Source organism: Lactobacillus sp. Sy-1 (assembly GCF_019303535.1).
Classification (GTDB): domain Bacteria; phylum Bacillota; class Bacilli; order Lactobacillales; family Lactobacillaceae; genus Nicoliella.
Map to the genome: position 1 here is coordinate 91,075 of NZ_JACCIU010000001.1, position 14,084 is coordinate 105,158.

Here is a 14,084-nt window from a genome sequence, read left to right on the forward strand (position 1 = left end):
ATAAGCTACACAAACCTTAAACTTTTATTAATAATATCTCAATATGTTTATACGTGCAAACTTTGCACAAAAAAAGCCGTCCATCTCAAGCGAACTTGGATGCCGACTCTTGAAAAACTAATTTAATTATCGTTAATTCCTAAATCAAATAACTTAGTGGTGTACGTGTATGGTTGACTGTACCCGGGAAGGTTATTAACGGTAATCGTGTAACTGTGGTTAACCTTGATTGCGCTAGCATCTGGGGTGAACCAAACGTTAGAACCGAAATAACCCGATCCATATACAAACCCAGTAGCGGAATAATTATATCTACCATTAATGTTAACATCAGAAACAGAAACCGCTTTTTTATCAGTATTATCATAGACAGTGACGGCTGGCTTAACAGTAGTGTTATTAAAATTAGTAGGTACTGAAACAGACCATGAAGTATTTTTAACTAAATCAATTGGGAATAATCCATCTCCTGGGAAATTAACTGGATTTTGATTTACGATGCTATCATCATAGCTATTATTATTGAAAAGTTTATAATCACTATAAACTCTTGAATAACCAATTCCAATTTTATCAACGTTTCCAATTAACCACTCACGATGTCCGGGACCTTCTGAAGCATTCAAATTATCACCGTCATTAAGAAAACCAGTAACAGTCTTGTATGGAGTTGAATTGCTAGGTGGGAAAGTTACACTATAACCAAGGTTACTAGTCTTTGTAGCATTATTAGCCCGTTGCCAGTCCTGATCACTTACATATGACGGTTTATAATTAACTGGTAATTCATGAATAATGATTCCATCTGTTTTTAAGTTAGTATTTAAAGCATCAAGTGCGGCCGCACCATATTGAGCCTCAGTATTCCAGTCTGAAGAATTTGTTAATGGTTTTAGGTGAAGCATACTACGGAAAAAGTTAACCCACTTCACACTATTATCAATATAATTTTGACTAAGTTTACCAATATTAAACGTGCCATTAACATTTGGCTTCGTATCATATACGTCAGAATCAGAATTTCCATTTCCAATTGCAGCTGCTTCACTCTTATATTCATTAATTTGACTAATTTCACTACTTGTAAAGTAGTTAGCTAATTCACCATTACTTGCATTATTAGAAGCTGCTGAGCTGGCACTACTGCTATTGTTACTACCTGCACTTGAAGTAGCGCTCGATGATTTGGCTGATGAGCTAGCACTATTGCTATTGTTGCTGCTTGCGCTTGAAGTTGCACTTGATGATTTGGCTGATGAGCTAGCACTATTGCTATTGTTGCTGCTTGCACTTGAAGTTGCACTTGATGATTTGGCTGATGAGCTAGCACTATTGCTCTTGTTGCTGCTTGCGCTTGAAGTTGCACTTGATGATTTGGCTGATGAGCTAGCACTACTGCTCTTGTTGCTACTTACACTTGAAGTTGCGCTCGATGATTTGGCTGATGAGCTAGCACTATTGCTCTTGTTGCTGCTTGCACTTGAAGTTGCGCTGGATGATTTCGCTGATGAGCTGGCACTATTTGCAGAAGAACTAGTGCTACTACTTAAAGAAGCCCCATTAGATAAGTATGTCGAAGTGGTACTTTGTGAACTCAAACTAGTCCCAGGGGTAACAATCGTAGTCACAGTTTCATGATTATTTGTGGTAGTAGCGGTACTTGAAGCAGCACTACTAGTGGTATTATTTGGCATTTGGGCTGAGCTCGAACTAGCGTTTGAACTATGGTTATTGCTATTGGTAACATTGTTGCTAGCAACACTATCAGCAACTAGTTTCTTAGAATGCTTAACTGTCTTTTTAACCTTAACTAGCTTAAGCTTATTGCTTAAAGCCACTCCCTTAAGCTTTTTATGCTTAATTAAGCTATAAGTGTGTTTCTTTCCCTTTTGATCTTTAATAATATACTTTTGCTTAGTTTTAAAAATAACTGATTTATGTTTTTTAAGGTTACTTACCACCTTATTCAACTTGTAATTAGAGTAAATTGCCCCGTTTTTACCACGAACTAATTGTTCATGGGATAGTTTAACCTTTTTAACCAGCTTAGTGTGGTTAGTCTTAGCGAATACACTGGTACTGGATAATCCAAATGTACCAGTAGCAACCACTGCCACTGCAATGACCTTGTAAATATTCTTTTTATTCATATGTAAGCTCCTTTTGCATAAGCAATAAAACATTAATTTTATTATAAAATATTAGATATCCTTTAGCAATTATTAAATAATAAAAAAACCGTTAGTGACTACCAACGGCTTTAATTCCTCAATTCATTTTATTAATCAAATGGCCACCAAGCTACCCGCTTGGAAATTGCTGGTTCATCCTTCATTCTAGCCACGTATGTCGAACCAATTTGTTCTCGCATTGAAGTTGGAATCTGATCTTTTGGAATTAGACGAATTGATGAAACGTACGACCCCTTATGCTTAACAACTGCCCATCTTTGCGTTTTACTATACTCACCCGTATAAAATTTAAGCCAGCTTCCATCGCCAAATTGATCATCAGATACATAGGCACTCACCTTGCTCATGCTTTCTGGACTTCTTAGGGGAAGGGTCGCATAACCAACCTGCGTTTTTAAAAATGGGTTGACCGCATCAATATACTCATTTTGAGTTGCCCGTCCATAACCTAAAACCCCCAGCCACAGCAATAAAATACTAAGCATTCCCAATCCACTTGCTAAGATTACCGTGTACCATTTATATCTTTGCTTTGCTCTGACATCATTACTAATTTGATTGACCATCTCGTTATTTTTCCCCTTTAATAGTTCATCTAACGTCACATTTAAAATTGTTCCCAGGTCGACCAAAGTATCCAGGTTCGGATAACTTAAGTTATTTTCCCATCGTGATAACGTCTGCCTCGTCACGTGGAGTTGGTCGGCTAATTGTTGCTGAGTTAACCCAGCTGATTTGCGTTTGTTTTTTAATACCGTTGCAAATTCCAAATTAAGCACTCCTTTCAAACATCACGATAGCAAATTAGCTTATAAATGTAACGCAATCATCATGTTACATCGTTGATATAACAGCATTCTATGTATAAAAAAAGGAAGTCAGTAATGACTTCCTTTCGGTGTTTAGTGTGACCTTACCAAACGAATAATCCAACAATTCCTGCTGACATTAATGAAACTAAGATTCCAGATAGGAGCAAGTAAACAACGTTTTTACTGATTAAGTCGTTGTGTTCCTTATCAACAATCCCCTTAAATGCACCAATGATCATCCCAACAGTACTCAAGTTCGCAAATGAAGTAATAAATACAACTAATTGAGCTTGGTAGTGAGGTGGAAAGACGCTATGGTTATTAATCGTCTTAGTGATTTGTTGCATAATTACGAATTCATTTGTAACTAACTTCTTACCCATAAATTGAGCAAATTCGAATGCATGGTGAACATCAAGTCCCATTAACCATGCAAATGGGAACATGATAATCCCCAATACGTGTTCAAGTGATAGCCATGGGTTCACGAACCCTAATAGCTTATCAATTAATGCAGCTAAAGCAACGAACGCAATCACGTTTGCAGTAATAATTAAAATTAATTTTCCAGCTCCGAGGATGGAATCTCCTAAGAATGAGAAGAAAGGTTCCCGACCCTTATCAGAGTCACCATCAGCAGCTTCAGCAGTTGCATCAGCAACATCAGAGCTTGAGCCAAGCTTAGCAATTGTATCTTCTTCTGGTTTCACTTCAACTGGATTTAAGATACTAGTGATAATTACCGCATTCAAGATGTTCAATGGAACGGCAGTCAAAACAAATTGACCTGGTACTAATTGAACATACGCTCCTAAGATTGAAGCAGTAACACATGACATGGACATCATCGCAATTGTTAAATCACGATTTGCCTTCATTTGCTTTAACTGAATTTGAGAAACAGCCAAAGCTTCAGTGTTACCAAGGAACATCATTTCAACTGAGAAAAATGATTCGAACTTTGGTTGACCAGTAACGAATGAAAGCCCCCGGCCAATCCACTTGATCAAGAATGGCAGAACCCCAATGTAAGTTAAAATATCAAACACTGGAACGATCAAGAGGATTGGAAGTAATGCACTAGTAACAAAGTCAGGTGTCTTCAAAGCAAGCCAACTAGGTAATGCAAATCCAATTCCGGCATTAGCAACTTCAACTAAGCCACTAAAACCATCAGCCGCAGCCTTAACGGCTTCACGGCCCCAAGAAAATTCAGTTAATAGGAAGGCAATCACTAAGTTTAAAATTAAAACAGTGATAACTGAACGCCAGTTAATCTTTTTACGGTTCTTTGAGAAAAGTACCGCAATCGCAAGGAATACTACAATCCCAAGGATGTTAATTAATAGATACATTAAAAACGAATCCCTTCTGTAAATAAATAAAGAACTAAATCTAAACAGGTAACAAAGCAACTAAATCACCAGTTTGTCACACATCACTCCTCTCAAGTTGAGTTATTACTTAGCTAATTCGTGTAATAAACTGTGTTTAAATTCATCCTTACTCATAGGACCAGTAAAGTTTTCCATTACGGTCGTCGCAACGTCTCCCAAAGTTCGTCTAATTCCTAGTGAGTGGCCCTCTTCAAATTGGTTGGCATATAGGATAATGGGAAGGTACTCTCGGGTGGTGGGCTTATTAATTTTTAAATCCTTAGCAAAACTGGACGTAATCATTAATAAATCAGTATCAAGCATCGTATCCATCAATAGTTGAATTTGCTTATCAATGATCATTAATCTACTGACGTAATCATTAGCATCTCCTTGCCGTGCTGAAGTTGCTAGTCCAGGAACCTGATTGTATATGATGCCCTCCTCAGTTTTCTTCAAATGATGAAGGACTTCAATAAATGAAACATCATCACTGGCACATTGAACTTGCTTACAAACATCTTGATTTTCTAAGTAATTAACAAACCTTGAAATCAAGACGTTTGAAAACCCCTGCCTAGCGATACTATTAAAAATACTAACAATCCGTAATGGCTCTGAATAGTCAAACATCTCACGTAACGTTGAAGAAGCATGGCTAGCCTCAACCTGAGCATGCATTTTACCGAAGAATCCCTTGGGGTGGTCAACCATGGGAATCGTTTTTAATTCATGGTCCCATCGAATATTACCAAATCCCAATGATTCTAACGTCGGTAACCTTAATTTGTCTGCGAATTCCTCATCCAAGTGACCAATTGTATCGGCCCCAATAGAGTCATAACGATTCGCGTCACTTGCCTCACCCATTCCAAGTGAAGCCATATCAATAATGATAATTCGCCGAAAGTTCATTTAATTAGCTCCTTAAATTTTAAGAATCTTTAAAATCTTTATAACGATTATATCAGTGTATCAATTGTTAGTAAATAGAATTCACAATAACAAACCAAAAAAACACTCTATTTCCGAATGTTATTAAGAAATGGAGTGATATTATTCGTGCTGACCGAATAGGTAGCCCCTGCCAAGGACCCTCATTATAGCACCAATTTTAATGTTATTTTGCAGATTCTTACTATATAATATAGATAATCATTAATTTTTAAGGGGGATTTATTTTGAAAATACTTGCACTAGGCGATTCAATTACCAACGGATACGATGGTGATCGAGACCTCACTAACGGTACATATCCACAAGAACTTAGCAAATTGCTAAAATGTGAGGTTGATAATTACGGCGTTAACAATGCCATGATTACCCGGCACCAATTTGGTGATTTAACCCCACGGGTTGAAAGCGTCGATTTCACTAAGTACGACCTGGTGATTATTTTTTACGGAACCAATGACTACGCCCATATGGAATCCTCATTAGCTGCCGTTGAAAAAGAATTAGGCACCGATATTGAGGCAATTAAAACTAAAAATCCACACGCCCAATTACTCGGAATTGTGCCCATGAACCGTTGGGACTTCAATCAAAACTCCGCTCAAATCGTTCGTGCTGGGGGGTATTCCTTTCAGGAACTGCAAGATGGAATTGCTAAAACGTATGCCAATCATCAAGTTAGCTGCCTTGATTGGCGCAAAGTAGCGCCGCAATTGTTAACCGACGATAACTACCAAGAACGACTCCATGATGCTCACCTTCACCCCAATGCTAATACTTATGGAATCATGGCTGACTACATTGCTAGATTCATTAATAATCACCACTTAATTTAGGAGGAATTTAGACATGATTTCCTTTGCATACCGTGCCTTTAGCGCGGTGGTTCAAGAAAAAAGTTTTTATAAGGCTGCTAAGCTATTAGACGTTACCCCCTCAGCAATTAGCCATGCAATCAATCAACTCGAAAAGTTTCTCGGATTCTCAGTATTCATTAGAAATCGTTCCGGAGTGAAATTAACCACTGATGGGAATGACGTTCTTCCAATCATCCAAGACATTATCAATACTCAACAACGCCTTGAACAAGAAGCAGCTAACATTACTGGTTTAAACGCTGGTTCGGTTAGAATGGGGGCGTTCAGCAGCGTTTGTATTAACTGGCTTCCACAAATTATTAGTACGTTCCGTGAGCAGTACCCAGATATCTTAATCACCGTTGATCAAGACTCATATGATGATATCGGTAACAATGCAAAGTTAGGCACGATTGACATCGGATTTACTTGTGATCCGATTATTGAGAAATTGATAAGGGTGCCACTAGTAAAGGACCAGATTTATTGCATCACACCGAGTGACTTTGTGCCATTAAACGGTGAGACCATTACGACCGAAGATGTTAAACATCAAAGCTTTATTCTACAACGGAGTGACTACTATGGTGACACAAAAAAAGTGTTAGACCGCTATAACGTTACCAATGCAGCCCTTCAATTTAGTATTGATGATCAATCAATGCTTGCGATGGTGCGAAGTAAGCTCGGAATGGGAATCCTCCCTAAGCTCGCCTTAACTAACATCCCAACCGGTGTTAGAATTTATCCATTTGATCAAAAATACTACCGCACTATCTATCTGGTAATTAATTCGGTTCAGATTAAAACCCCGGCAACCAGAAGGATGCTTGACCATATTAAGGAATTTATCCAAGCTCGTTATCCAACCGGAATTTTAGACTAAAAAAGACTACTCAGTGAGCAGCCTTTTTTTATCGCTTAATTTAACTATTCAGCACTTAAACTTTCAATTGGATCAAGCTTAGCAGCCCGTCCTGATGGAAGAAGTGCCGCAAGAAGATTAATTACAATCGCAACAACAATTCCGAAGATTGCGTTTCCTGGTGTAATTTGAATAATTGAATAATTAATGGCGCCACTAGCGGCTGAATTAATTCCCCATTCAATCAAGTAGGCAACGATTGTAGCGGAAACTGATGAGAATAATCCAAGTAGCAATGATTCACTAAAGAATAGTCCTCTAACGTTCCCCTTTGTAACCCCAAGGGCCCGGAGAATTCCGATTTCCTTAGTCCGTTCAGCAACACTAATGTAAAGAACCACGATAATCATGATTGCAGAAACCAATAGTGAGATTCCGGCAATGGCAGCAAGAACGTTAACCGCTAAGCTGATGTATGTGTTCAATGTTGAAACAATTGAACCAGCACCAGTGATTTGGAAGTCCTTCTTACCATTTGAATCCTTTAACGCCTTAATACTATCTTGAGTTGGGTTAACTTCAGCTACCCCACCCTTAATGTTAGCAGTCACAAAATTAGTCTTTAGAGTTTGGTTATTAGAACTGTAAATGCTCTTTAATGTATTGTAACTAACGGCAATAACTGGTGAAGCACTGTCAGAGATCCCACTAACGGTAACCTTCCGACTCATTTGAGTTGGTTGACCGTTCTTACCAGTAGTCGCAAATGAAAGGTCAATCTGCTTACCAACTAATGATTTGTAATCACTCTTAATCTTTTGAGCAACACTCTTTGGTAATAAGATGGTGTTCAACTTACTTGGCTTATCACCCTGCTTAATACTCTTTTCTAACATTGTAGAGTTATAAGTCTGTAGAATTTGTCCTTGAGTTGCTTTACCATTGTAAGTTAACTGTGGACTAAGGGCCATTGAACCCTTTTCAACTGACTTAACGTTCTTAACATCCCTAATCTTATTAATATCACTATTAGTAACATTGGACTTAAGAATTGCGGATGCATCAGTACTACTATCGCCCTTCCCCTTAGTAACCTGAACTGAGTTTGGGTTAATTTGATCATAGATTTGGTGATTAATGTAGCCCTTGATTCCGTTACCAAGTCCTAACATAAAAATCACACTGAAAATCCCAATAGCACCCCCGAAGATGATTAAGAGGTTCCGCTTAAGATTATAAGTCATTTGTTGGAATGCCATCTTGAACGTATCAACAATGCTTAATGGGTGCAACTTCATCCCACTGGATGGTTCAGTCTTGTAAGCATCCCGTAATTTCTTATCACTATCGATTTGACCACTGGCCATGTGAACCACCCGGGTCCCGTAAGCAGCAACCTTATCGGAGTGGGTAACGGTAAGCACTAATTTACCTTCTGAAGCAATCTCATCCAATAACTTCAAAATTTCGTCAGTGTTTTGGGCATCTAAAGCCCCAGTTGGTTCATCGGCAATGATGATATCTGGATCAGACGCCAAGGCCCGGGCAATCGCAACCCGTTGCTTTTGACCACCGGATAATTGATTTGGATGCTTGTGAATGTGTTCACCAAGCCCAACCCGTTTCAATAGGTCTTCTGAACGCTTATTTTGTTCAGAACGTGATAGGTCACTCATTTCAAGTGCCACCCGCACGTTATCCAAGATGGTCATGTGACCAATCAAATTGAAGTTTTGGAAGATAAAACCAATCGTTTTCCGCCGGTATTCATCTAATTGCTTATCAGTATCATGCTTTAAGGAACTACCATTTAATAGCACGTCCCCCTGGTAATTACTGTCTAATCCACCAATGATGTTCATCAATGTAGATTTTCCACCACCAGATTCTCCAAGCAGTGAAACAAATTCACCATGGTTAAACTCTAGGCTAATCCCCTTTAGGACTTTGAATTCTTCCTTACCGAGGTAGTATGACTTTCGAATATCTTTTAATTCAAGTAACGCCATTTTCGTTCTCCTCTCCAAATTGAGTGATTTTTTAATATCTTTGTTAACTTTGTTTCCAATAGTATATCAGAATATAATAAACGTTGAAAGTGATTTAACCTAAAAAAAGGTTAAGAAATTTTAAAGTCCAATATTCCAAAGTTTTATTTGTAAAAATTACAATATCAGTGTACGATATAAAAATCGTGCATTTCACATTCTTTGTATTTTATAACCTTTAGAATTAAAATTAATTATAATTAGATAATGAATAAGGAGCGATTAATATGGAAATCAAGTGGCATCTAGAATCATTTGAACATTTAATGAACGATGAAATCTGGCAGATCTATGCTCGGCGGGTTCAAGTATTCGTGGTTGAACAAGACCGAGCTTTCCAAGAAATTGATAAATTAGATAAGCACGCATTCCACCTCTGGGCAACTAACGAAGAAGATAAGGTTGTTGCGTACGCTCGAATTTATCGAGAGGAAGATTACATTTCATTTGGACGGGTTCTAACTACCCCAGACACCCGCGGAATGGGGATGGGTAAGGAACTAATGAACCACGTAATGAAGGCAATCGAGGAAAATTATCCTGGTGAACCAGTTAAAATTCACGCCCAAGCAGACAAACAACATTTCTATGAAAAATTCGGTTTCGTTGCCCATGGTGATGAATATACCCATATTCATACTCCCCATATTTTTATGGTAAAGGAAAAATAAATCATATTCGATCAGGTCTCCTCATCATTAGGAGGCCTTTTTATTTTCCAATCATCTTACTAAATATAACTAAATAATTTAGATAATCAACATCTGTTGAATTAATAAGAGTATAATTACTTTTAAAAATAAATACAAACGACTTTTATTAGACAAAAGTTGATTAAAATCCAAAGGAGACTGACATGCAGGGAAAACATGACCTAAGAATTAAAAAAACTAACTATGCAATTAAGCAAGCCTTCTGGAAACTGATTATCGACCATGGAATTAAAAACGTGACCACTAAGCAAATCATCGAGACCGCTCACATTAATCGAACCACCTTTTATAATCACTATGCTAATAAGGCTGCCCTGCTTTCCAAGGTGGAGGATGATCTGATTGACCAAATTAATCAGGAAGCCAAGCGAATTCCACTCGACGCCACTTTAACCAGTAGTCCTTGGCAAGAATATCATAAACGAATCATCCGAGTGTTATATGAAAATGGCGAATATATCAAAACATTAATTGATAATGATGAATCACAGTTTCTCCAAAAAATTATTCATCAAAATCGCCTATCATTAAGGGAAATGAAGGTATTGGATCACATTACCATTCCTGAAAACTACGTTATCGAAGGCCTCTTTGGACTTGCTAGCACTATTATTTACGAGTGGGTCAAATCTGGATATCGGGAAACTCCAGATGAATTTTTCACTATTTTTCAAAAAATGATTCAACCAGTCCTAATTAGTAACGGAATTATAAAAAAATAAGCAACAATTGTTGCTTAAAAATAATATTGGTCTATACTTATATTGGAATATTTTACATATTATTAATACATTAATGAGGTGTTTAAAATGAGTAAAGACGCATCAAATTGGAATGCTAAAACTTTAATTCATAGGTTTGCAATTCTCTCAATTTCACTAATTATTACCACCGGGACTGCAATATCACCAGCATTGCCAGCAATGGAAAAAACGTTTTCTAATTATCCATCATCATTAGTTGATATGGTGGCAACAATTCAACAAATCCCTGCTTTTATCGTGCTACTATTCTCATCAAGCATTGCTAAAAAATTTGGCATGAAGAATATGATTGGATTAGGACTACTATTAATGGGAATTTCGGGGGTCCTACCTGCGATTTTCCCAAACCTCTGGATTATTTTAGGGCTAAGAATTATCTTTGGGATTGGAATCGGGCTGTTTAATTCCCTTGCCATTACCATTATTGATAACTTCTATGACGGTCATGATCAATCTCAAATGTTAGGGGTACGAAGCTCATTCGAACAAATCGGAATTTGTATCACTAATATTTTAGTAGGAGCATTGCTTAGTATTGGTTGGCAAGCATCATTTCTATCCTATTCAATGGCGTTCATCGTGTTGGTTATCTTCTGGCTAATCGTGCCAAAAGTTGATAATCACACCGATGAGGGGATTGATGATGAAAGAAAGGAAAAGCCTAAGGCTACCGTTAATTCACGGGTAATCGGAGCTGGATTCATGTGTAGCTTAATGACCATCGGGATGGCCATTGTTAGTGTTTTAGTTCCATCAATCATCGTTTCACTCAAGATTGGAACCGCTCAGGATGGTAGTTTTGTAATTACTCTCTTTACATTAGTTAGTATGACCATGGGATTTCTATTTGGAAAATTTGTTAGTATCCTTGGGAAGTTCGTCTACCCATTAGGATTACTATGCTTGTCAGTTGGAACGATCTTGCTAAACTATGCTCACAGCATCCCAATGATCATCGTTTCAATTGCCATCATTGGCTGTACCTTCCCGCTTGCTGGTAACTACCTATTTAGTTTAATGGACGTTATCGCACCTAAGAATTCAACCGCCCTTGCTAACTCAGTATTATTAGTGGGTAGTAACATGGGAACTGCATTCTCACCAATTGTGGTTAAGCTTTTGAATGGAGTTTCCCCAATGGGGGGCGCTCAGCCTGGAATTGGTCTCTTTGGGGTTATCATTGCGTTGATGGTATTATCAGCAGCCCTTGTTCAAATCTTCAACCATAAAAAACCTAAGATTGAAGTTGATGAACGAAATCGGAATCGTTATTAATTAAAAATGTCCGCTACGAATTTACGTAGCGGACATTTTTAATTAGAAGTAAATTATTTAATTGGTGCCGTAGTTTTAAGGATTTCTGGTTTCCATAACATTAGTAGGTAGCCATATCCCTGTGAATCGAAGGTTAAATCTTCAAATTCACGACCGGTATTAAATGAAATGTAGTTAATGTCTGATGGTTGAACGGTCCCAGCGCCTAACTTATCAGCGGGCACTGAAGTAATAATATCATCAGAAACAATGTATAAACGATTATTAACGGGGTTATAAGTTAACCCTTGGTTATGCTTTCCACCCCAATTAATGGTTTGTGGAACTGGTGAAAAGTTAACCTGACCAGTGGTTTCGTTAAACTGGCCCTTGAAAATTTGGTATTTGCTTCCTGACTTACGACCAAAGTAAGCATTCCCATCATTATCAAACGTCAAGGTATGGATTGCATAGTTCAAGTTATTGTGTAACAACTGGAAGTTAAACTGCTTGACCGGCTGGAGCGTATTTGCATCCAACTCAGTAACCACATTGTTGGCGTTACTTGCCAAGTCCCCAGAGGTCTCATCTTGAGCCAAGTATAGGTTCTTAGTTACTGGGTTGTAAGAAAGCGTCTGTCCATGCCCAATGTTAATCAACGGACTAATTTGGGCTGCATGGGCAATTGCGGAATACTTAGCAAAATCAACTTGGTTTTGAGTCAGTTGATCAATTGCCTTTTGAGCGTTGACAACCGCTTGGTTAGCATCATCAACGGCCTGTTGGTCTTGAACAACTAAGTCTTTAGCATCCTTAACATTTTGGGTATCCGTCAACCATTTCTTAGCAAAGCCGTTGTTAAATTGGTCAATATAGCTGTTGTTAGTCGCCTTCTTACTCTTAATATCAGCCTTTTGACTGGTAATTTTAGCAAGTTTCTTAGTAAGTGGTGCTAATTTCTTTTGGTATTCTTGCTTAGAGATCTTCTTAAGCTTAGTGGTTCCAGTAGCATTACTGTCACTGGCACTACTATCACTAGCAGCACTAGCAGTACTATCAGAACTAGCGCTACTTGCGGAGCTTGCACTACTACCATTAATTGTTGCAATACTATCACTATCATCGCTGCTATCGTCAGAACTATCAGCTGCGGATGAAGCTGCAGACGACTTAATTGCTACAACACTGGACTTAACCTTCTTAGGAGTCTTACCCGTGTATGCAGCCTTTAAGTCACTCATTGATTGACGAACTTCTTGTTCAGTCGTAGCTAACTTGTTCAACCGCTTATCATACGCACTGTTAGCTGCTTGGAATGTTGACACAAAGTTAGTTGGCGTCAACTTAACTGGCTTAGGCGTATTAGGATCAGTTTTCTTGTCCGCCTTGTATGCAGTGTTAAGCTGGGCTTGAATCTTTGCAATCTGCTTTGTAACGGTGGCAGTACTCTTGTCCAATGCCTTTTGATAATCATCCACTTCTTGTTGATCGCTAGTTACCTGTTCCTTGGCGTTTTCAACTTGGTTTTGGGTGTTCTTTAATTGGCTGTTAGCATCATCTAAGTATGATTGATAGTTAGCGTATAGGGATGAGTGGTTATTTCCCGACTTAGTATATGGTGAGATATACTTCAATGCCTTCCATACTAAATCAACCCCACTATTGTCATCAGTTAAAACACCCAGTTGCTTTAAATCATCAGTGTTATAACGCACAATCGCTCCCTGATTAGTTCCAGTTCCCATGGATTCAACTACGTATATATTATTCCCAACTTGAACTGAGCTTTGGTAGTTCCCATGTTCAGTACTTTTAACGTGGAATCCTTCAGGCAAATAGTAATAAGTATTAAACGTAGTACTCCCATCTTGTGAAGTGTAACTATCAGGCTTGTTTTGGGCGTTCATGTCTAATTTAGTGTGAACGTATTTTTCAGGGACGGTTACTTTGGGAGCCGTCGTAGCAACGTTTTGAATCGAGCTATCATTGTAGCTGGCCATTGCGTTAGAACTATTATTTTCTTGTTGGATGTTAGTATTGGCATCTGGAACACTGTAAAATTGTTCAGCAGCATACACCTTCGTGTGTTGTTGTGAATAGCCAAATGCAAATATTCCCAATGAAATTGCGGAAATTGCTCCTAATCTAACCCATTTGTTCATTTAAATGATTCTCCTATCTGTATGTAATTCTTAATATATATATTACAACATATATTCATAAATATCCTATTTTCATTCTAAATGTTA

The 14,084-nt window shown here is 38.0% G+C and carries 11 protein-coding genes; 5 read left to right on the forward strand and 6 right to left on the reverse strand.

What is annotated here, in order from left to right:
- Nucleotides 1-122: 122 nt before the first annotated feature.
- The 4 genes from HZL42_RS00395 to HZL42_RS00410 form a co-directional block, all read right to left on the reverse strand.
- Nucleotides 123-2,150: a hypothetical protein gene (locus HZL42_RS00395; RefSeq protein WP_219053760.1), complete on the reverse strand. Its 2,028-nt coding sequence runs from the start codon at nt 2,148-2,150 to the stop codon at nt 123-125.
- Nucleotides 2,151-2,281: 131 nt separating this feature from the next.
- On the reverse strand, nt 2,282-2,962 hold the full coding sequence (locus tag HZL42_RS00400) for a helix-turn-helix domain-containing protein (RefSeq protein WP_219053761.1): 681 nt from the start codon (nt 2,960-2,962) through the stop codon (nt 2,282-2,284).
- Nucleotides 2,963-3,105: 143 nt separating this feature from the next.
- A complete protein-coding gene (locus tag HZL42_RS00405) occupies nt 3,106-4,359 on the reverse strand; it encodes a NupC/NupG family nucleoside CNT transporter (RefSeq protein ID WP_219053762.1) in 1,254 nt (417 codons plus the stop codon).
- Between the two features lie 105 nt (nt 4,360-4,464).
- Nucleotides 4,465-5,295, reverse strand: coding sequence for a phosphopentomutase (locus HZL42_RS00410; RefSeq protein ID WP_219053763.1), 831 nt, complete (start codon nt 5,293-5,295; stop codon nt 4,465-4,467).
- A 266-nt stretch (nt 5,296-5,561) separates the two neighbouring features.
- On the opposite strand from HZL42_RS00410, the gene HZL42_RS00415 reads away from it, so the two are divergent.
- Together HZL42_RS00415 and HZL42_RS00420 are read left to right on the forward strand one after the other, a co-directional pair.
- On the forward strand, nt 5,562-6,170 hold the full coding sequence (locus tag HZL42_RS00415) for an SGNH/GDSL hydrolase family protein (protein WP_219053764.1): 609 nt from the start codon (nt 5,562-5,564) through the stop codon (nt 6,168-6,170).
- Nucleotides 6,171-6,183: 13 nt separating this feature from the next.
- Nucleotides 6,184-7,077 carry a LysR family transcriptional regulator gene (locus tag HZL42_RS00420; RefSeq protein ID WP_219053765.1) on the forward strand — a complete coding sequence of 298 codons (894 nt, stop codon included), beginning with the start codon at nt 6,184-6,186 and terminating at the stop codon, nt 7,075-7,077.
- A 44-nt stretch (nt 7,078-7,121) separates the two neighbouring features.
- Here the strand turns inward: HZL42_RS00420 and HZL42_RS00425 are convergent, their stop codons facing one another.
- On the reverse strand, nt 7,122-9,065 hold the full coding sequence (locus HZL42_RS00425) for an ATP-binding cassette domain-containing protein (protein WP_219053766.1): 1,944 nt from the start codon (nt 9,063-9,065) through the stop codon (nt 7,122-7,124).
- A 266-nt stretch (nt 9,066-9,331) separates the two neighbouring features.
- Here HZL42_RS00425 and HZL42_RS00430 point away from each other — a divergent pair, with 266 nt between their 5' ends.
- The 3 genes from HZL42_RS00430 to HZL42_RS00440 all read left to right on the forward strand — a co-directional run bounded on the left by HZL42_RS00430 (nt 9,332) and on the right by HZL42_RS00440 (nt 11,856).
- Nucleotides 9,332-9,775 (forward strand): GNAT family N-acetyltransferase, encoded by a 444-nt coding sequence (locus HZL42_RS00430; protein ID WP_255552502.1) that lies wholly within the window; start codon nt 9,332-9,334, stop codon nt 9,773-9,775.
- Between the two features lie 185 nt (nt 9,776-9,960).
- Nucleotides 9,961-10,539 carry a TetR/AcrR family transcriptional regulator gene (locus HZL42_RS00435; RefSeq protein ID WP_219053767.1) on the forward strand — a complete coding sequence of 193 codons (579 nt, stop codon included), beginning with the start codon at nt 9,961-9,963 and terminating at the stop codon, nt 10,537-10,539.
- Nucleotides 10,540-10,626: 87 nt separating this feature from the next.
- The gene (locus tag HZL42_RS00440; protein WP_219053768.1) at nt 10,627-11,856 is read left to right on the forward strand and encodes an MFS transporter; all 1,230 of its coding nucleotides are present in this window, start codon (nt 10,627-10,629) and stop codon (nt 11,854-11,856) included.
- Nucleotides 11,857-11,909: 53 nt separating this feature from the next.
- On the opposite strand, the gene HZL42_RS00445 is transcribed toward HZL42_RS00440, so the two are convergent.
- Complete coding sequence (locus tag HZL42_RS00445; RefSeq protein WP_219053769.1) at nt 11,910-13,997, reverse strand: hypothetical protein; 2,088 nt, start codon at nt 13,995-13,997, stop codon at nt 11,910-11,912.
- Nucleotides 13,998-14,084: the final 87 nt, after the last annotated feature.

Coding starts and splice junctions, on each gene's coding strand:
- HZL42_RS00405 (WP_219053762.1), bottom strand. CDS start 4,359: ATGTATCTATTAATTAACATCCTTGGGATTGTAGTATTCCTTGCGATT.
- HZL42_RS00425 (WP_219053766.1), bottom strand. CDS start 9,065: ATGGCGTTACTTGAATTAAAAGATATTCGAAAGTCATACTACCTCGGT.
- HZL42_RS00410 (WP_219053763.1), bottom strand. CDS start 5,295: ATGAACTTTCGGCGAATTATCATTATTGATATGGCTTCACTTGGAATG.
- HZL42_RS00445 (WP_219053769.1), bottom strand. CDS start 13,997: ATGAACAAATGGGTTAGATTAGGAGCAATTTCCGCAATTTCATTGGGA.
- HZL42_RS00395 (WP_219053760.1), bottom strand. CDS start 2,150: ATGAATAAAAAGAATATTTACAAGGTCATTGCAGTGGCAGTGGTTGCT.
- HZL42_RS00420 (WP_219053765.1), top strand. CDS start 6,184: ATGATTTCCTTTGCATACCGTGCCTTTAGCGCGGTGGTTCAAGAAAAA.
- HZL42_RS00430 (WP_255552502.1), top strand. CDS start 9,332: ATGGAAATCAAGTGGCATCTAGAATCATTTGAACATTTAATGAACGAT.
- HZL42_RS00435 (WP_219053767.1), top strand. CDS start 9,961: ATGCAGGGAAAACATGACCTAAGAATTAAAAAAACTAACTATGCAATT.
- HZL42_RS00440 (WP_219053768.1), top strand. CDS start 10,627: ATGAGTAAAGACGCATCAAATTGGAATGCTAAAACTTTAATTCATAGG.